Origin of the sequence: Flavobacterium fontis, from assembly GCF_900129405.1 — a bacterium.
Lineage (GTDB): Bacteria > Bacteroidota > Bacteroidia > Flavobacteriales > Flavobacteriaceae > Flavobacterium > Flavobacterium fontis.
On record NZ_FQVQ01000010.1, the window covers coordinates 69,150 to 88,812 of the forward strand.

A 19,663-nucleotide genomic window follows, 5' to 3' on the forward strand; every position below is an offset into this window, starting at 1 on the left:
AAAATCGAGGTTGTGTATTGCCTAGAGAATCGCTACCTTTGCGCTCGCTTTAAATGCAATTTACCACTATGGTTTTAGGGACTCTTTTTGGATTATTTATTGCCGCTGTTGCTGTTCAATTCTTATATTACGTTTTCGTTTTTGGCAAATTTGCGTTTCAAAAAGCCCAACAAGGCGCCCCAAAACGCATTCCAGTTTCGGTGATTGTCTGTGCCAAAAATGAAGCTGAAAATGTCTTAAAATTGGTTCCCCTTTTGGCCGAACAAGACTATCCTCAATTTGAAATTGTACTCATCGACGATGCCTCAAGTGACGATACCTTGGCGCATTTTGAACATTTTGAAGCAATCTATCCCAATATCAGGTTGGTTAAAGTAGAAAACAATGAAGCCTTTTGGGGCAATAAAAAATTTGCCTTAACCTTAGGCATTAAAGCCGCCAAATACGAATATTTACTGTTTACCGACGCCGACTGCTACCCGACTTCAAATCAATGGATCAAAGAAATGACGGGTCATTTTACGGCGCAAAAAACCATTGTACTTGGCTATGGCGCTTATGAAAAAGTAAAAGGGTCGTTTTTGAATAAATTAATTCGTTTTGAAACGCTACTAACCGCCACCCAATATTTTGCTTGGGCGCGTTTAGGAAAACCTTACATGGGCGTAGGTCGTAATATGGCTTACAAACGCGAAGAATTCTTCCGGGTTCGGGGCTTTATGGATCATATGAAAATACGTTCGGGTGATGACGATTTGTTTATCAACCAAGCGGCCAACGGAAAAAATACGGTGTGCAGTTATACGACAGATAGTTTTACCTATTCACAGCCCAAAACGACATTCAAAGATTGGTTCCAACAGAAACGACGTCATGTCGCAACAGCCCAACATTACAAAGGATTTGACAGCTTTCAACTAAGTGTTTTTTACCTGAGTCAGCTGCTATTTTTGCTCACCCCTATAGCCTTGTTGGCTTTTCAATACCAATGGATTGTAGTGTTGAGCTTGATTGGTTTTCGGTACATTTTTTGCTGGATAGTGTTGGGAATGGCAGCCGGGAAGTTGAAAGAAAAAGACGTGATGTATTTCTATCCGTTGATTGAAATCGTTCTCATTTTCACCCAACTTAACGTAGCTTTCACCAATCTTTTTTCAAAACCTGTGCATTGGAAATAATTCATCACATCGAAAAAGCAAAGAAAGGCGATCAAGTGGCCTTCACCTTTTTACTCGACCATTATTGGAATGAGGTGTATGGTTTTATGCTCAAACGCACTGAAAATGAAACCGATGCTGAAGATATTACGATTGAAACCTTTTCCAAAGCTTTTGACAAAATAGCGACGTATAATCCCGAATTTCAATTCAATACCTGGCTGATTGCCATTGCTAAAAATGTACATATCGACTTATTGCGTAAACGAAAATCAGCGCTTTTTATAGAAATAACCGACAAGGAAGACCAACAAGCTTATAACATAGCAGACACTTCTCCTACCGCTGAAGACGAACTAATTACGGAACAAAACTTATCCCGTTTGCTGCAATTTATCAAAGAACTCAAACCTCACTATCAAGAAGTAATTCAATTGCGTTACTTCCAAGAATTGAGTTATCAAGAGATTTCAGAGCACTTAAATGAACCGTTGAGCAACGTAAAAATCAAACTTTTACGAGCCAAAAAACTGCTGGCTGAAATCATACGAGGACGTTAGATTGTTTCGTTTTTCCCTTTTTTTTTGATGTAAATCCAATCGTGTTGTTAAAAAATTAACGCTATCCTACAATATTGCGATTCGTACCGGCGTTATCGTAATACAAACGCTTTTCATCCTTTTGCCTATGTAAAAAAGATACGCTAACATTAACACATTAGAACTATGAACCATGTAAGTATCTTTGAAAAAAAATGGCTAGATGTCATTTTTGAGGGTAAAAACCAACAGTATGGCGCCTATCAACTTCGGCGCGAAAATGAAAAAACCACCTGGTTAGCTTTTATTTTTGGGCTTTCCTTGCTCACTTTTGGCATCTTTCTTTTAAGCTCGTTTCACACTAAGCCAACCCCCGATAACAATCTGCCACCTATACTTAGCGATACGCTTGTCTTGACCAAAGTTGAGATTAAAAAAGAAGTTCACAAAGGGGAATCGGCCCAAGCAAAGACTACAGAAAATGAGGTAAAAAAATACACCCCAGTTGCGCCTGAATTAGTACCTGTCGAACCTGAACCTGAGCCCAAAGATCCTGTAGTAAATCCAAATCCTGGCTTGGGTAGCGATACGGGTACAAGTACGAATCCGTTTGCGAATGGTGGCGACCCCAATGGAACGAGTACACAACCAACCTCTGGAGGTGATTCGGGCAATGCTATCGACCCCAACGCCATTGAAAACGCTGTGGGACTGGATGAACAACCTGAATTTCCGGGAGGCATTAACCGTTTTTATGAAGAAATCAAACGAAGATTTGACCCGCAAGCGCTTGAAGAAACCGATCAGGTACATAGAGTTTTTGTCACTTTTGTCATTGAAAAAAACGGAACCATGACCGACATTCAAATTTTACGCAATGCCGATGAATCGGTTGACAAAGAAGCACTGCGCGTTTTACATGCCATCAAAGCCAAATGGCGTCCCGGGCAAAAGAAAGGGCAAGCCGTACGCTCCCGTTTTACCATTCCGATTACCGTAAGCCAATAACCAAATAGGTATTCCATGAACCGTAGCAAATCGCTGCGGTTTTTTTTTAGTATTTTAGCCCAACAAAGCCAACCTATATGACCCAATTTTCTACCCAAGAAAAATGGAAACACCTCTTGAGTTTTCCAGTAATTATTGCTGCTTTAGGCTATTTTGTTGACATTTACGACCTATTGCTGTTTGGTATTGTTCGCGTTCCTAGTCTCACCGAACTCAACCTTGATGTCGATACCGTAGGAACAAAAATCATCAACTACCAAATGACAGGCCTGTTGTTGGGCGGCATACTTTGGGGTGTTTTTGGGGACAAAAAAGGACGTTTGTCGGTGCTCTTTGGATCCATTCTTGTGTATTCCTTGGCCAATATCGCTTGTGGATTTTTACCACAACTCGAGGCGACACATCAAGCCTCCGCTTATGCTTGGTTGCGCTTTATCGCAGGGGTTGGCTTGGCGGGTGAACTCGGTGCCGGGATAACCTTAGTTTCGGAAAGCTTACCCAAAGAATTACGCGCTCTGGGAACGTCTTTGGTGGCTGGTTTTGGGTTATTGGGAGCGGTGGTGGCACAACTTACGGTGGAAATGGCCGACAATTGGACTACGGCCTACTTTATCGGGGGTGGATTGGGTCTCTTGTTGTTGGTGCTTCGCATTAGTGTCACCGAAAGCGGGATTTACAAGAGCATTGCCGAAGATACAACCTTGTCCAAAGGGAACTTTTTGAGCCTATTTACGCACAAAACCCGTTTGATAAAATACCTTAAATGCATTGCGATCGGGCTGCCCACTTGGTATTGCATTGGTATTCTTGCGATGATGGCCAATCAATTTGCTCCCGAAATGGGAATTGACACTATCGTTCCCGGGAAAGCCATCATGTGGGCGTATGTAGGAATATCGGCTGGGGATTTTGCCAGTGGATTTATTTCCCATGCTTTGCATTCGCGAAAAAAAGCCATCTTGTACATGATGCTATTTACGGTTTTGGGCGTGATTGGAATGTTGTTTGGTGGCGCTTACTCTGAACAAAGCTATTATTTTTTCTGTGTTTGGTTGGGACTCGGTACGGGCTATTGGGCGATGTTTGTCACTGTGGCAGCCGAACAATTTGGCACCAATTTGCGCAACACCACAACCACAACAGTACCCAACATGGTGCGCGGTTTACTTCCTTTGATGTTACTCCTCTTTGATTATTTAAAAAAAGACCTTTCCATCATCCATGCCGCGATGTGGGTAGGTGTTTTGGCCTTTTCCTTGGGAATTTACGCTACCTTAACTATTCCAGAAACGCATGATAAAGAATTGGACTTTTTGGAGTAACAAACGATTCTTAAAACTTTAACACATCACCGAATTTCTCAAATTTTGATTGTATTTTTGCGTACAATTTTCGAATTATGCACACAGAAACTACCAACGTATTGCCTCCCAATGGAAAACCTAAATGGCTCAAAGTCAAGTTACCCATTGGACAAAAATATACTGAATTACGGGGGCTTGTTGACAAATATAAACTCAATACGATTTGCACCTCGGGAAGCTGCCCCAATATGGGGGAATGCTGGGGTGAAGGGACCGCAACGTTTATGATTTTGGGGAATATTTGTACCCGTTCGTGTGGTTTTTGTGGGGTAAAAACAGGACGCCCTGAAACGGTGGATTGGGACGAACCTGAAAAAGTAGCCCGTTCGATTAAAATTATGCGCATCAAACACGCCGTAATTACCAGTGTGGATCGCGACGACTTGAAAGACATGGGCTCCATCATTTGGTTGGAAACCGTAGAAGCCATCCGACGCATGAATCCCGAAACGACCTTAGAAACTTTGATTCCCGACTTCCAAGGCATTCACCGTCACATTGATCGTATCGTTGAAGCCAATCCCGAAGTGGTGTCGCACAATATGGAAACCGTACGTCGTTTAACGCGTGAAGTGCGAATTCAAGCCAAATACGACCGCAGTTTGGAAGTATTGCGCTATTTAAAAGAAAAAGGAATTCGCCGCACCAAATCGGGGATCATGTTGGGATTGGGTGAAACCGAAGCCGAAGTCATTGAAACCATGCAAGACTTACGCAATGCCAATGTGGATATTGTTACCTTGGGACAGTATTTACAACCCACCAAGAAACACTTACCCGTAAAAGAATTCATCACCCCAGAGCAGTTTGAAAAATATGAACGTATTGGGAAAGAAATGGGATTCCGTCATGTAGAAAGTGGCGCGTTGGTTCGTTCAAGTTACCACGCTGAAAAGCACATTCTATAACCGCCTACACATGCAAAAAATTCGAGTAGCCATCAACGGATACGGACGCATTGGCCGCAATTTGTTTCGATTATTGTGGAATCATGACGCCATTGAAGTGGTTGCCATCAATGACATTGCCGACACCGCTACGATGGCGCACCTCACCCGTTATGACAGCATTCATGGACGCTTTGGTATACCTGTTTCGGCCGAAGCTGATTTTTTGGTCGTTGACGGTCACAAAATTCCCTTTTTTCACGAACGAAACATTGCGCAAATTCCTTGGGCTTCTGTAGGTGTGGATGTTGTGGTTGAAGCGACGGGAAAATTTAAAAGTTATCAGGCATTACAAGAACACTTGGAGGCAGGAGCCAAAAAAGTAATTTTATCGGCCCCCTCTGAAGTGCCAGAAATCAAAACCATTGTTTTGGGGGTCAATGAAAAAGAACTCGATGGGTCTGAACAAATTATCTCCAATGCGAGTTGCACCACCAACAATGCTGCACCCATGATTCAAATTATTGAAGAGTTGTGTGGTATTGAACAAGCCTATATCACCACGGTACATTCGTACACTACAGACCAAAGTTTACACGACCAACCCCATAAAGATTTACGTCGTGCCCGGGGAGCCTCACAATCCATTGTGCCTACTACTACCGGTGCCGCCAAAGCATTGACCAAAATATTTCCTCACATGGAAGGAAAAATTGGAGGTTGTGGCATTCGGGTTCCCGTTCCCGATGGCTCCCTTACCGACATTACATTCAATGTTAAACGCGATGTCAGTATTGCCGAAATCAATCATGCGTTTCAAAAAGCAGCGCAGGGTCACTATAAAAACATTTTGGATTATACCGAAGACCCAATCGTCTCTGTGGACATCCTTGGCAATACCCATTCTTGTCTTTTTGATGCGCAACTGACTTCTGTTATCGACCGTATGGTTAAGGTCGTCGGCTGGTATGATAACGAAATCGGGTATTCTTCGCGATTGGTCGATTTAATTCGTTTGATTTCCAAATAATTTTATTATTTTGTGGTCAATATTGCCCTGTAATGAGAAAACTTTGGTTTTTCATCGTATTTACTTGTGTCGTATCGGCACAAAAAAAGGTATCGAAGCCCTTCGATAGTGTTGGCTATTACTTCGAACAGATACAATACCACAAAAAAGCAAACAACTATAGAAACTGCCTTAATTTTGCCCAAAAAGCAATCAATTATGCGCAAAAGAAAAGCGATGAAAAAGCTTTAGGGGATAGTTATTTCAATTTAGGGCTTATTTATTTTGATTTAAAAAAGAATGAAGACGCGATCGACGCTTTTGTACGAAGTATTGCTTTTTATTCGAATTTAGCCCCCTCACGAGAGCAAGCTTTGTGTTATTATTACTTGGGACTTACGTACATTGAGCAAAATAACACCGCATTGGCAGAGAACAATTTGAACAAGGCCCAAGCCATTTACCAAAAGTTAAAAATTCATAGCGCTATTGAAATGATTAATCTACAGCGCGCCATCGTATACAAACGTATGGGGCGAAATAATCAAGCGCAAGGAATTTTAGAGAAAATTGTAAGTCTTACCGACACGGTACACAACCGAAAAATCGTTCCCGAAGCCCTCTACCATTTGGGGATGTTGGAAAAGGAGAAAAAGCGCAATAACTTGGCCTTAAACTACATGACGCGTGCCCTAAAACAATCGGAAGGACAAGCGGGCCTGCAGGCCAAAATACTTCTAGCATTGAGTGAAATTTATGAGAAAAATGCCAATCTCGAGCTTTCACACGCCTACTTAAAACGCTATGTACAGTTGAAGGAAAAAAATGATATTCAATACCTTCAAAAAATTGAACCGGTCGATTTTGACTCCTTCAAAAATGCTGAAAAACTTAAGCATGCGGAGCAATTGGAACGGGAAAATGAGAGTCAAACGAAAGCCAAAAACTTTGCGAAACTCATCAGTATTTTGGCTATTGCCCTGATTTCAATTCTTTCGTTGTTGAGTTTATCGTTATACAAAAACAACATCCTCCGCAACGAATCCAATAAATTGCTTCAAGAAAAAAACCGCGAATTGGAAATCGCCAAAGAGCGTGCTGAAAATGCCACTAAAGCGCGGTCTGAATTCCTTTCGACAGTGAGTCACGAATTGCGAACTCCTTTGAATGCAATCAATGGAATTACCCACCTTTTGATTGAAGACAACCCCAAAGAAAGTCAGATTGAATATTTAAACTCCCTTCAATTTTCTGGAAATTATTTGTTGACTTTCATCAATGACATTTTGGAAATCAATCGAATTGAGTCGGAAAACGTACCGGTGGAGAATATTCAGTGTGCATTTCATACCCAACTCAAGAACATTCAAAACTCATTTAAAGAAATTGCCCAGGAGAACAATAACATTTTTGAAATTGACATCGACAAATCGATTCCGGAACATCTTATTTGTGACCCGACGAAATTATCGCAAATCATCATCAACTTGGTGAATAACGCCTTGAAGTTTACCAAAAATGGCCACGTGCGTTTAAGCACTCATTTGGAGGAAATTCAAGACAAAACCATCAAAATCAAATTCCAAGTAGCCGATAATGGCATTGGGATACCCGAGGACAAACAACATGAAATCTTTGAAAGTTTTTCACAAGGTTCGATAGAAATCAACCGCAAATACGGGGGCACAGGTTTGGGATTGGCCATTGTAAAACGATTGGTCGAATTGTTGGGCGGTACCATTACGTTGAACAGTAAAGTGGGGCTTGGCACAACGTTTACTTTCATTTTACCGTTCCAAGTCAGCGAAACCCTAATTGAAGAAAAAAAGACATTTGAAACGGAAGAACCCGTCGAAACCGTGGTCGAAGGAAAACGTATATTGCTAGTTGAAGACAATAAAATCAACCAGATGATTACCAAAAAAATGTTGGAAAACCGCGGGATGTCCTGTCGTATCTTAGATAATGGCGAAGACAGTGTTACCCTACTTCGTAAAGAGCCCAACAGTTATGATTTGGTGTTAATGGACGTGCATTTGCCTGGCATTAACGGCACCATCGCTACGCAACAAATTCGGGAATTCAACACCCAAATTCCGATTATTGCTTTGACCGCGATTTCTTTAAATGAAAACCGAGAGATGCTTCTTTCGTATGGAATGACCGAAGTGTTGACGAAGCCGTTTGAACCCGAAAAGTTTTATAAAATTATTGCCGATCACCTACTCTAAGGTATCCGTTTGGATCAATTCACGAATGAGTAAACGCACCTGAGGTTCGGCCTTTTGCGCAGCTTTAAGCACCTCCGCATGATTGACTTCTTCGATACTTTCTTCATTGCCCATGTCGGTAATGACCGATAAGCCAAAAACCTCCATATCCATGTGCCGTGCCACGATAACTTCGGGAACTGTAGACATCCCCACACAATCGGCTCCTAAAATTTTAACCATTCGATACTCGGCTAAGGTCTCAAAAGTAGGCCCTTGCAAGGCTAAATAAATCCCTTCGTGAACTGGAAATCCAGCCTGTTGGGCAATGGCATGTGCTCGGGCAATAAGGGTACGATTGTAGGGTGCACTCATGTTTACAAAGCGAGGCCCGAAACGTTCCTCATTGACACCCCGCAACGGATGTTCGGGCATCATATTGATGTGGTCGGTGAGCAAAACAATTGAACCCACCTGGTACTGTGGATTCACTCCCCCCGAAGCATTAGAAACAATAAGTTTGGACACCCCCAAGGCTTTCATCACCCGAACCGGGAAGGTCACTTGGGTCATGGAATATCCTTCATAATAATGAAAACGACCTTGCATGGCCACAACTTTCTTGGCTCCGATAGTTCCAAAAACCAACGCGCCTTGGTGCCCTTGAACGGTTGATATAGGGAAATTCGGAATTGCTGCATACGGTAAAACATGCGTTATTTGGATGTCCTCGGTAAAACTCCCTAACCCCGAACCCAATATCACCCCGTAATCGGGTGAAAATGAAGTTGCCTTTTTGATGTAATTAACGGTTTCTTGTACTTGTTCCCACATAATCTTGAATGAGTTGTTTCCATTGGTTTTCATGTTGCAAAAGTTGACTTTGCATGGGAAGATAATACAACGGTAATTCTAGTCCTTTTCCGTATAAACGCACAAAATCTTTTTCTGTCGTAATCACTGTTTTACCCGCAAACTCCCGATTCATTCGTTCAATATCTTGCGTAGAAAAAGAGTGGTGATCTGGAAATCGAAGGGTTTGACTTTCGGTTGCGCCCACAAATTCCAAAAAGGGTTTTGGTTTCGCAATTCCGGTAACAAACACACAATCAGCTTTGTTTACACTTGACCACGCCCTACGATTTTGACCGTCATAGACCCCATCTTCGTAGACAATTGTACTAAAAAAAACAGGGACCGAGGCAGCCAAACGCTGTCGTATCTTCTGCTGTGCAAGTTCCGACAAATTGGGGGGACATTTTGTGACAATTATCATGTGGGCGCGTTGTACCCCCGAAGTAAACTCACGTAGAGTACCCGTAGGCAACATCCAATCGTCGCAATACAAATCATCATAGGCCGTCAACAGGATATAAAACCCTGCTTTTACGCGTCGGTGTTGAAAAGCATCATCAAGTAAAATGACTTCGGGTTGCGGCTTTCGGGCCAGCAATTGCGTAATGCCCCGCACGCGATCGGCATCGACAGCAACGGTAACTTCGGGAAACTTTCGGTGAATTTGATACGGCTCATCCCCTACAATAGCTTCTTTTGAAGACGGATCTGTAAGGTCGTTGGCCACCCAATACCCCTTGGATTTTCGACGATACCCTCGACTCAGGGTAGCGATGCGGTAATGAGGGTGTAAAAGTCGTATTAACTGTTCAATCTGTGGCGTTTTTCCTGTTCCACCCACACTTAAATTCCCCACAGCTATGACGGGCACGGGAAAGGTGTAGGAACGTAAAATACCCCAATCATAGGCCTTGTTGCGCAGGGCGGTGATTCCTCCATAAAGAAGGGCTAAAGGGAAAAGGAGAATACGCAAAATAATCATTTTACGAAAGTAACATTTTTTTATCTTTGAGCGATGGAATACCAAAAAATGAGCAAATGCTGGGTGATCCTTTGGGCATTCATAGGCTTGTTGGGACAGGCGCAAAACACGCCTTCCGACAATGCGGTGTTGCTAAAATTGCTATTGAATCGCTTTTATGCCCAAGAGAAACCCATTGTGAAAAATCGGTTGCAATTGCTGTACTTTTACCGTGATAAAGCGCCCAATACCCTTGAACTATGGGATGGCTGTCGCAATCATCCTATTTTACAATCGCGATTGGAGGCCATTAAAAAGCAGGTACAAACACCCAAAGCCCCAGAAACCTGGGACGCTGAATTTTCCCTTTTGTTTGCCAAAGAAAATCAATACTTAAAACAAAAAGTACAACAGCCTGTGACCTTGGCCCAATTTGAAAAGGACACCCAACGCTTTGGCGAAAATAATCAGCGTATGATGATTGTCAATCAACCCATCTACCTAGACCAGGGCTATTGCTTGATTAAAGTGGGATTTTACCGCTCCATTGAACACAACAGCGGCAGTTTCTTTTTATTTCAAAAAAAAGGAGACACGTGGCAAATCGTTGACGAATTTAATCGCTGGGAAACTTGATCCTTTTCCTTTTCTAACCTAGTTTATTTCAAAACCATACTATGACCATAAACCCTTCATTTACCCTACGCCAATTAATTCCTTTGCTAGAAACCCTCGCTCCTACGGCCTATGCTGAGGATTTTGATAATGTGGGCCTTTTGGTCGGCGACCCTGAAGTGACGGTAACCGGAATTCTGGTATGCCACGATGCCTTGGAACCCGTTATTGAGGAAGCTATAGCGCGACAGTGCAATGTGGTTGTGTGTTTTCATCCCATTCTATTTTCGGGTGTAAAAAAGATTACCGGAAAAAATTATGTAGAGCGGGCGATTCGTAAAGCCATCAAAAATGACATTGCAATTTATGCCGTCCACACGGCATTGGACAACCATCCTGAGGGGGTGAATACACTCTTGTGTAAAGCCTTAGGCATCATCGAGTCGGAGGTTTTGATCCCAAAAACCGATTTTATCCAAAAACTAGTCACGTATGCCCCTGTCAAACATGCGGCTGCCCTCAGAGAAGCCTTATTTGCTGCAGGCGCGGGTCGCATCGGAAACTACGAAAACTGCAGCTTCAATTCGACCGGTATCGGAACCTATCGAGGGAATGAAAACAGCAACCCGGTTGTAGGACAACGCCATGAGTGGGTAAACGCCGAAGAGCAAAAAATTGAAGTGACCTTTGAAAAACACCTTCAACAACCCATCCTTCAAGCCCTTTTTAAACACCATTGTTACGAAGAAGTGGCTTATGAAGTTTACAATTTACAAAACACCCATCAAAATTTGGGATTAGGACGTATCGGTAAACTCCCTAGCGCCCGAGACGCCAGAGAATTTTTGCTGGAGGTAAAAGCAACATTAGCCTGTGGCGGCATTCGCCATTCGGCTTTTTTGGATCGAAAAATTGAACGCGTAGCCGTTTTAGGAGGGTCGGGCAGTTTTGCCATCAAAAATGCCTTAGCCGCAGGAGCCGATTTGTACCTCACAGCCGATTTAAAATACCATAATTACTACGAAGCCGAGGGAAAAATGATCTTGGCAGACGTGGGACACTTTGAAAGTGAAAGATTTACAAAAAATTACATAGTTGATTTTCTTAAAGAAAAAATTACTAATTTTGCACCCGTTCCGCTACCGAGTGGAATTCAAGTATCAGAAGTAAATACAAACCCGGTTAAGTACTTATAAAATATGGCTACTACAAAAGAAATGAGCGTTGAAGAAAAATTAAGAGCGCTATATGATTTACAGCTAATTGATTCCCGCATTGATGAAATCAGAAGTGTACGCGGCGAATTACCGCTTGAAGTAGAAGATTTGGAAGATGAAGTAACCGGTTTAACCACCCGTTTGGACAAATTACAATTGGAGCTCAACCAAATTGAGGACAATATCAAATTGAAAAAAGGGGCCATTGAAAGCCACCAAGCCTCGATTAAGCGTTATGCTGAACAACAAAAAGAAGTGCGCAACAACCGTGAATACAATGCCTTGACCAAGGAGATTGAGTACCAAGAATTGGAAATTCAATTGGCCGAGAAGCAAATCAAAGAAATGAAAGCTTCGATAGAGTTCAAAAAAGAAGCGGTGGGTCAAACGAAAGAGAAATTAGATCAAAAAACCACCCACTTAAAGCACAAAAAAGCGGAGTTGAATGATATTATGGCTGAAACGCAAAAAGAAGAAAACTTTTTGATGGAAAAATCGGCAGAATATCGCGAAGGCATCGAAGACCGTTTGTTGGCGGCTTACGATCGTATCCGCAAAAGTGTTCGCAACGGATTGGCCGTGGTATCGATTGAGCGTGGCGCTTCTGTAGGATCGTTTTTTACGATTCCCCCACAAACCCAAGTGGAAATTGCAGCCCGTAAAAAAATCATTACCGACGAGCATTCGGGACGTATATTGGTCGATAATGTATTGGCACAAGAAGAACGAGAAAAAATGCAACAATTGTTTGCATCCATCTAATACACAAGGCCACCCTACGGTGGCTTTTTTATTTCATCCCCCGCGCCTATGATTCAACTACTACTTGCCAAGACTTTGGGGTTATACCTTAACCTCATGAGTTATGTGTATCCCAAACACGCCTTCCGTTTGGCGTATCGTTTTTTTAGTCAACCGCGAAAAGGAAGGTTCAAGGCCGAAAAACCGCCAAAGATTTTACAACGTGCCCAATGGGAAACACATACCATGGATCCCCATGTGATTCAAACCTATGTTTGGCAGGGGAACGACCAGGTAATTCTTCTTGTACACGGATGGGAAAGCAATGCCTCGCGATGGAAAAAGCTGATCAAACCCTTACTCAAAACGGGAAAAACAATTATAGCCCTAGATGCGCCCGCGCATGGATTGTCGAGTGGAATGGAGTTTAACGTTCCCTTGTACGCTGCATTCATTCACAAAATCGTAGAACGCTACCAACCTACCGTCCTTATTGGCCACTCAGTGGGGGGCAATGCCATCGCGTACTATCAAAAACATTATCCGCATCCGGCGCAAAAGTTAATACTTCTCGGGGCGCCTTCTGATTTTAAAATTATTCTAAAAAATTACCTCAAACTGCTTGGGTTAAACCGTCGCATTTACCGCTTTTTAAAGGCGTACACCCAAAAACGATTTGAAGTGACCCTAGAATCCTTTTCGGCGGCTTTGTTTGTAGAATCGCTCACGTTACCTGGAATCATTGTCCACGACAAAGAAGATACAGTGGTTTTGTGGGAAGAGAGTGAAAAAATTGCCAAAGCGTGGCCTAAGGCAGAGTTTATTACGACACGCGGACTGGGACACAGTTTGCATGATGCGTATTTGTATCAAACCTTGATTGATTTTATAGAAAAACCGTAATCACTGCGAATCGCTATCTTTGTGTCATGACACGATTGAATAAATTTCTTTCCGAGTCGGGCTATTGTTCCCGACGTGAGGCTGATCGGCTTATTGAACAAGGGCGCATAACCGTCAATGGATTGCGTCCGGAAATGGGTACAAAAGTGGGTCCTGAAGACCGCATTTGTGTCGATGGAAAACCGATACACAACGACCAAGAGCAACGGATTTATTTGGCGTTTCACAAACCGGTAGGCATTGAATGCACGACCAACACGTCGGTGAAAAACAACGTCATTGACTACCTAAAGTATCCTGAGCGCATTTTCCCTATAGGCCGTTTGGACAAAGCCAGCGAGGGTCTTTTACTGATGACCAACGATGGAGATATTGTCAACAAAATTCTTCGAGCGCGGAACAATCACGAGAAAGAGTACATTGTAACCGTAGATAAACCGTTGACCGATCGCTTTATCGAACGAATGCGCAAAGGCGTTCCTATTTTGGATACAGTCACACGGCCCTGTCCGGTGGAAGCCATAAGCCGGAATGTATTTCGCATTACGCTAACCCAGGGGCTAAACCGACAAATTCGACGCATGTGTACCTACCTTGGCTATGAAGTGACGGCCCTAAAACGGATACGAATCATGAACATCTCGCTCGATGTTCCCATGGGAAAATACCGCCCCCTTACCGCAAAAGAAATGGCACAACTAAATACCTTGCTCGCGGATTCCAGTAAAACGGCTGAAGGGTTTTGAGTTATGAATTATGGGTTATGAATTATGAATTATGAATTATGAGTTATGGACTTGCTGAAAGGGAGTTCCATCTTCTTTATTGATATAGTTGCATTGAATTGGGCGGGGTTGCAATGTGTGGATGATATAGAGGAAAGAGCAAAGAAGCAAGAGCAAAGACTAGTTTTGGGAAGCAAGGGAGCTAATTGCTGATGACTGAACACTGTTGACTGAACACTGTTGACTGAACACTAATCGCTGACTGCTAAAATGACTTACGACTTACGACTAGACGACTTACGACTAACCTTCTTTTAGAAAAAAGAGCAAAGAAGCAAGAGAAAAGAAGGCGCGTTTTATGATCATGGTTCACACTACACTATTAACCCCCTTACACTTTTACACTAATTAACCTTTTAAACTTTGTGCAAACATCGTGATACTTTGTGCTCCAAAATTTCAAAACATTAAGGAATTAAGACTACTCACTATACCGCATAAATTAAGACGATTAAGCAGGCCAAAAAACTAGTTTTTCTAGTCTTAAATCTTAGTGACTTTGAGTCTTCGTGGCAAATAGAAAAAAGAGCAAAGAAACAAGAGAAAAGACTGTCTTTGGGAAGTGAGGAAGCTAATTGCTAATGACTGATGGATAAACACTGATGACTGAACACTGACGGCTAATCGCTAATCGCTGACTGCTAAAATGACTTATGACTAATCCACTTACGACTTACGACTAACCTTCTTCTAGAAAAAAGAGCAAAGAAGCAAGAGAAAAGAAGACGCGTTTTATGATCATGGTTCACGCTACATTATTACCCCCCTTACACTTTTAAACAAAAAAACCTTATAAAACCTTGTGTTCCATTTTTTAAACATTGAGAAATTAAGACTACTCACTATACCGCATAAATTAAGACTATTAAGCAGACAAAAAAACTAGTTTTTCTGGTCTTAAATCTTAGTGACTTTGAGTCTTCGTGGCAATTAGAAAAAGAGCAAAGAAGCAAGAGAAAAGAAAGATTAGAATAAGGGATTTCTCCTTCGTCGAAATGACAAAAAAGGTGTGAAAATAAAGTTTTAGCTGTGTTAAATACTCAAATTTAAAACCTAATACTATTTACTTTGGAAAAATCCCTACCGAAGCAAAAACGAAAAATAGAAGACGCAAGCCCGCGTGAGGGGTAGTAGCGAAAAGCCCGGATGCTGAGGAACGAAAGCAACGGACTTGTAGCGGATGACCCGACCCGGAGGGACACGCAATTGTAATTATAAATTATAAATTATGAGTTATGAATTATGAGTTATGAGTTATGAGTTATGAGTTGCAGAAATACAATCCTCGCGGAAAAGGGGTTTTTAATCGGGGGTTTGGGGTGTGTACTCAGTAGCGCTTGGTGTAGCATTTCTTTTACGTACATTCGTACTGTGTTATTCATCTATTTATTCGCCTTTAGAAATAACGATACAAAACAAACATGAAAGCAACGTATTGTATTGTTCTGACTACTGATTCAACAATGGTTTAGTCGCAACTGCGCGTACATTTTGTCTCCTTCGCTGAGGAAAGCGGGGGCGGCTGGACCCGAATCGGTTACCTATTGTTCCTTATCCAACCTTTATAAATTGCAGTGTAATGTGAACCCCGAGCCTTTCGGGGTTTATTTTTTTATCGGCAAACGGAGTAATACTTCGATTAATTCCTTCGTTTTTAACAAAATAAATGTATAATTGAAAAATAAATACTACTTTTGAAATACGACGAAACAAGAATAACACCCTTTAGTACGGATGAAAAGAGCATTCCTTGCTTTTCTAACACTGCTTCCTGTAGTGGTCTGGGCACAGACCCTAGTTATTCCTGACGTCAATTTTAGGTCCAAATTACTCCAAGCTTCTCCTCAAAACAACATTGCCAAAAATCAGAACGGGGTGGCAATAACCATCGACACAAACCATAATGGTGCGATTGAAGGGAGTGAAGCCGCGGCCGTTTATCAGTTGGACATCAATAACACCAACAGTCCCATGGCCTTCAAAATTCTTTCGCTTGAGGGCTTGGAATCTTTCAGTCAACTGCGGGTTTTATACTGCCAAGACAATGCCATTACTGCTATTCCAGAGGCATCGATGAGCTTACTCACCCAATTGGGATGCCGTAACAATCCGTTGGAAAATTTATCGTTAGCCTCGGCGCAACAGTTGCAATGGTTGGATTGCCGCAATACTGCGTTGCAGTCGTTGACGTTGGCACCCAATATCCCTCTTATCTTTTTGGACGCTTCCTACAATCAACTCACCGAAGTTTCGGGCTTTGGATTGGGAGCACTCTCCTTGGTGAATTTACGGAACAACCCCCTGACTTCGCTGTCTTTAAACGGGGCTACTTCGCTTTCGCATTTGACGCTATCGCATACTTTTTTAACGAATTTGGACGTGTCCACGCATCGCAATTTGGTATTTTTGGACGTGAGTGACAACCTCTTACTTGCCCAGGTTAATTTGAAAAATGGCAGTTTTGAAAGTGGTTTGCATGTGAACAACACCCCGCAGCTCCACTACATTTGTACTGACGAATCTGCTTTGGAACGCGCTTCCGTGCTGTATCAAGTGGCCCTTAACTCGGGTAGCACAAACTGTGAAGTAAACACGTATTGCACCTTTGTTCCTGGGGGAGTGTCGTACGCCTTGAAAGGCATGTTGCGATTGGACACACAGAATGACGGATGTCAACCTACAGATGCCCCCTTTACCCCTTACAAAATGGCCATCACCGCTTCGGGCATCACGCAGTGGATACAGCCTTCCGCAACGGGAAGCTATTCGATTGGTCTCGAGGCGGGGAGTTACTCGTATGCCCCGGTTTTGGAAAATCCCACTTATTTTTCGGTGAGTCCCACGAGTGCTCAAGTTCATTTTCCCGCAAACGTATCCCCGTTCACTACCGATTTTTGTGTGACTCCCAATGGCGATCACCCCGATATCGAAGTGTTTATTACCCCATTGGATGAGGCTTTTGCGGGGTATTCAAGTCGGTATAAAATTACCTGTAAAAACAAAGGAACTACAGCTGTTTCGGGTATGGTCGTTTGGAATTACAATGCCGATGTTAGTCAGGTAATTTCAAGTTTTCCCGTAGCCAACACCGAGGTAAATGGCCAACTTCAATGGTCGTTTGATGCCATTGCTCCGGGGACCAGTTTAAGTTATACCGTTACCCTTGCTCTGCATTCTCCGTTGGACAATCCGCCGCTACTTTCGGGTGAGGTATTGGAGTTTACAGCGCATGTGAGCGGCTTTACCGATGTAGCGCCCTTGGACAATACCTTTACCTTGAAGCAGACTGTGGTCAATTCGATGGACCCCAATAACAAAATTTGTCTTGAGGGAACGAGCATTACACCCGATAAAGTGGGAGATTACATCCATTATTTGATTCGCTTTGAAAACTTAGGTACGGCGAATGCGCGCCATGTCGTGATACATGATGTAATCGATGCCTCAAAATTGAACATGAGTAGCATTGTTGCCCTCGATGCAAGCCATCCTTATGAAATGCGGGTGTATCCCAATCAAACGGTTGATTTTATATTTGAAAACATCAATTTACCTTTTGAGGATGCTTCAAATGACGGTTACGTATTATTTAAAATCAAAACCCAACCTACCTTAACGCTGGGCGATGTATTTAGCAATACCGCTGCGATTTATTTTGATTACAATGCGCCAATCATTACCAATACTTACACCACGACGGTACAAGCGTTAAGTCTCCCTACCCCTTTGCAACCTTCGCTTACCCTGTATCCCAATCCAACGAAGGGCCTATTGTATTTAAATGACGATCAGTTTGCCACCGCGAGAGTTTTTGATTTTGCAGGACGACAATTGGCGGTACTTCCCGTGGTGAATCGTGCCATTGATACGACTGCACTGGTTCAGGGTACGTATATATTGCGTTTGGAAGGGGAAACTACGGCAACCGTACGTTTTTGTAAGATCGACTAACTACACTAGTTTTTTTTCCATAATAAAATCCTCCATCCAATATCCTTGACCAATAGGAATATCGATTGTTTCAACCGTTTGAAATCCTTTTTTATAGTAAAAAAATTGCGCTGTATTGAATCGGTTGACATTAAGTCGTAACGTATGTTGCCCTGCATGGAGCGCGCGTTGTTCGACGGCGTCCAATAAAATACTCCCCCACCCTTTGTGATGTTGTGCGGTACGAACATATAACTTATGCAGTTGGGTGACTCCGGGGGTATATTCTAGTTGATAGGCCGCGAATCCTTGGGCTCGATGATCTTCCTCTAGCAGTAGAAACTGTTGTCCAGCTTCCATTTGCCGACGCAAGGCTTCAAGCGTATAAAACGCCTCCAACATATACGAGAGTTGGGCTGGCGATAAAATTGAGGCATAGGCTTCTGGCCAGATTTCGTGTGCTAACGTCTGAATTACAGTACAATCCTCGAGGGAAGCGGGCCGAACCATTAGGCTAATTTCATTCGTTTTTGTTCTCGTGCCAGTAACGTATTTTTCAACAGCATGGCAATTGTCATCGGTCCCACCCCACCCGGTACAGGCGTAATATAGGAGGCTTTTTTGGAAACATTTTCAAAATCGACATCGCCAACAATGCGATAGCCTTTGGGAGAAGATTCGTCGGGAATTCGGGTGATTCCCACGTCAATCACTACCACATCATCTTTGACCATTTCGGCTTTCAAAAAATTAGGCACTCCCAACGCTGTAATAATGATGTCGGCCTGGGTCGTAATTTGACTGATATTTTTAGTGTGGCTATGGGTTAGGGTTACGGTAGAATTTCCCGGAAAATGATTACGTCCCATTAAGATACTCATGGGGCGCCCTACGATATGACTTCGTCCGATAACCACGGTATGCTTCCCTTTGGTTTGTACGTCGTAGCGTTCTAACAATTCCAAGATTCCATAGGGTGTGGCAGGAATAAAGGTAGTCATATCGAGAGCCATTTTACCAAAGTTTTCAGGATGGAATCCATCAACGTCTTTACTGGGATCGATAGACATCAAAATATGTTGCGTATCAATTTGTTTGGGCAATGGCAATTGAACGATAAATCCGTCGATCGCCTCGTCTTCATTCAGTTGCTTAATTTTCTTCAGCAATTCGGTTTCCGACGTAGTACTGGGCATACGAATGAGGGTGGATTCAAATCCAACACGCTCACAAGCCTTGACTTTACTATTGACATAGGTTAAACTCGCGCCATCATTTCCAACGATAATCGCAGCCAAATGGGGCACTTTTTCGTTGTTTTCCCGCATCTTTTGTACTTCGGCAGTGATTTCATTTTTAATGTCTTCAGAAACTTTTTTTCCGTCTAAAATAATCATGTGTGTTGTGGTTTAGTAGTCGTTCGTATTGGTTATAAAGACAAAGGGTTTGGTTTCGTTTCCGAACTCCAAACCCTTGTAGGTG

At 42.7% G+C, this 19,663-nt stretch carries 17 protein-coding genes; 13 read left to right on the forward strand and 4 right to left on the reverse strand.

Annotated elements, in window-relative coordinates:
• Nucleotides 1-53 precede the first annotated feature (53 nt).
• The 7 genes from BUC17_RS09345 (at nt 54) to BUC17_RS09375 (ending at nt 8,195) form a co-directional block, all read left to right on the forward strand.
• Nucleotides 54-1,178, forward strand: a complete 1,125-nt coding sequence (locus BUC17_RS09345; protein ID WP_234977699.1) for a glycosyltransferase — start codon at nt 54-56, stop codon at nt 1,176-1,178.
• The gene (locus tag BUC17_RS09350; RefSeq protein WP_073363612.1) at nt 1,169-1,717 is read left to right on the forward strand and encodes an RNA polymerase sigma factor; all 549 of its coding nucleotides are present in this window, start codon (nt 1,169-1,171) and stop codon (nt 1,715-1,717) included. Before BUC17_RS09345 ends, BUC17_RS09350 begins: the two co-directional genes overlap by 10 nt.
• Before the next feature lie 165 nt (nt 1,718-1,882).
• Complete coding sequence (locus BUC17_RS09355; RefSeq protein ID WP_073363614.1) at nt 1,883-2,704, forward strand: energy transducer TonB; 822 nt, start codon at nt 1,883-1,885, stop codon at nt 2,702-2,704.
• A gap of 77 nt (nt 2,705-2,781) precedes the next feature.
• Entirely contained in the window at nt 2,782-4,026 is a 1,245-nt protein-coding gene (locus BUC17_RS09360; RefSeq protein ID WP_073363616.1) for an MFS transporter, read from the forward strand.
• 77 nt (nt 4,027-4,103) lie between these two features.
• Complete coding sequence (gene lipA / locus BUC17_RS09365; RefSeq protein WP_073363618.1) at nt 4,104-4,976, forward strand: lipoyl synthase; 873 nt, start codon at nt 4,104-4,106, stop codon at nt 4,974-4,976.
• A 10-nt stretch (nt 4,977-4,986) separates the two neighbouring features.
• Nucleotides 4,987-5,985 carry a type I glyceraldehyde-3-phosphate dehydrogenase gene (gene gap / locus BUC17_RS09370; RefSeq protein WP_073363620.1) on the forward strand — a complete coding sequence of 333 codons (999 nt, stop codon included), beginning with the start codon at nt 4,987-4,989 and terminating at the stop codon, nt 5,983-5,985.
• A gap of 32 nt (nt 5,986-6,017) precedes the next feature.
• A complete protein-coding gene (locus tag BUC17_RS09375; protein ID WP_073363622.1) occupies nt 6,018-8,195 on the forward strand; it encodes a hybrid sensor histidine kinase/response regulator in 2,178 nt (725 codons plus the stop codon).
• Here BUC17_RS09375 and BUC17_RS09380 read toward each other — a convergent pair.
• Together BUC17_RS09380 and lpxK are read right to left on the reverse strand one after the other, a co-directional pair.
• Nucleotides 8,187-9,008 (reverse strand): purine-nucleoside phosphorylase, encoded by an 822-nt coding sequence (locus BUC17_RS09380; protein ID WP_073363701.1) that lies wholly within the window; start codon nt 9,006-9,008, stop codon nt 8,187-8,189. The genes BUC17_RS09375 and BUC17_RS09380 overlap by 9 nt on opposite strands.
• Nucleotides 8,980-10,011 carry a tetraacyldisaccharide 4'-kinase gene (gene lpxK, locus BUC17_RS09385; protein ID WP_073363624.1) on the reverse strand — a complete coding sequence of 344 codons (1,032 nt, stop codon included), beginning with the start codon at nt 10,009-10,011 and terminating at the stop codon, nt 8,980-8,982. Before lpxK ends, BUC17_RS09380 begins: the two co-directional genes overlap by 29 nt.
• A gap of 48 nt (nt 10,012-10,059) precedes the next feature.
• Here lpxK and BUC17_RS09390 point away from each other — a divergent pair, with 48 nt between their 5' ends.
• The 6 genes from BUC17_RS09390 to BUC17_RS09415 all read left to right on the forward strand — a co-directional run bounded on the left by BUC17_RS09390 (nt 10,060) and on the right by BUC17_RS09415 (nt 18,202).
• Nucleotides 10,060-10,626 carry a hypothetical protein gene (locus BUC17_RS09390; protein WP_143161769.1) on the forward strand — a complete coding sequence of 189 codons (567 nt, stop codon included), beginning with the start codon at nt 10,060-10,062 and terminating at the stop codon, nt 10,624-10,626.
• Between the two features lie 41 nt (nt 10,627-10,667).
• Nucleotides 10,668-11,801 (forward strand): Nif3-like dinuclear metal center hexameric protein, encoded by a 1,134-nt coding sequence (locus BUC17_RS09395; RefSeq protein WP_073363628.1) that lies wholly within the window; start codon nt 10,668-10,670, stop codon nt 11,799-11,801.
• Nucleotides 11,802-11,804: 3 nt separating this feature from the next.
• A complete protein-coding gene (locus BUC17_RS09400) occupies nt 11,805-12,584 on the forward strand; it encodes a zinc ribbon domain-containing protein (RefSeq protein ID WP_073363630.1) in 780 nt (259 codons plus the stop codon).
• A 48-nt stretch (nt 12,585-12,632) separates the two neighbouring features.
• Nucleotides 12,633-13,466, forward strand: a complete 834-nt coding sequence (locus BUC17_RS09405; RefSeq protein ID WP_073363632.1) for an alpha/beta fold hydrolase — start codon at nt 12,633-12,635, stop codon at nt 13,464-13,466.
• A gap of 26 nt (nt 13,467-13,492) precedes the next feature.
• On the forward strand, nt 13,493-14,212 hold the full coding sequence (rluF, locus tag BUC17_RS09410) for a 23S rRNA pseudouridine(2604) synthase RluF (RefSeq protein ID WP_073363634.1): 720 nt from the start codon (nt 13,493-13,495) through the stop codon (nt 14,210-14,212).
• A gap of 1,773 nt (nt 14,213-15,985) precedes the next feature.
• Entirely contained in the window at nt 15,986-18,202 is a 2,217-nt protein-coding gene (locus BUC17_RS09415; protein ID WP_083544852.1) for a DUF7619 domain-containing protein, read from the forward strand.
• On the opposite strand, the gene BUC17_RS09420 is transcribed toward BUC17_RS09415, so the two are convergent.
• Together BUC17_RS09420 and folD are read right to left on the reverse strand one after the other, a co-directional pair.
• A complete protein-coding gene (locus BUC17_RS09420) occupies nt 18,203-18,691 on the reverse strand; it encodes a GNAT family N-acetyltransferase (protein WP_073363638.1) in 489 nt (162 codons plus the stop codon).
• Nucleotides 18,691-19,578 carry a bifunctional methylenetetrahydrofolate dehydrogenase/methenyltetrahydrofolate cyclohydrolase FolD gene (gene folD, locus BUC17_RS09425; RefSeq protein WP_073363640.1) on the reverse strand — a complete coding sequence of 296 codons (888 nt, stop codon included), beginning with the start codon at nt 19,576-19,578 and terminating at the stop codon, nt 18,691-18,693. Before folD ends, BUC17_RS09420 begins: the two co-directional genes overlap by 1 nt.
• Nucleotides 19,579-19,663 lie beyond the last annotated feature (85 nt).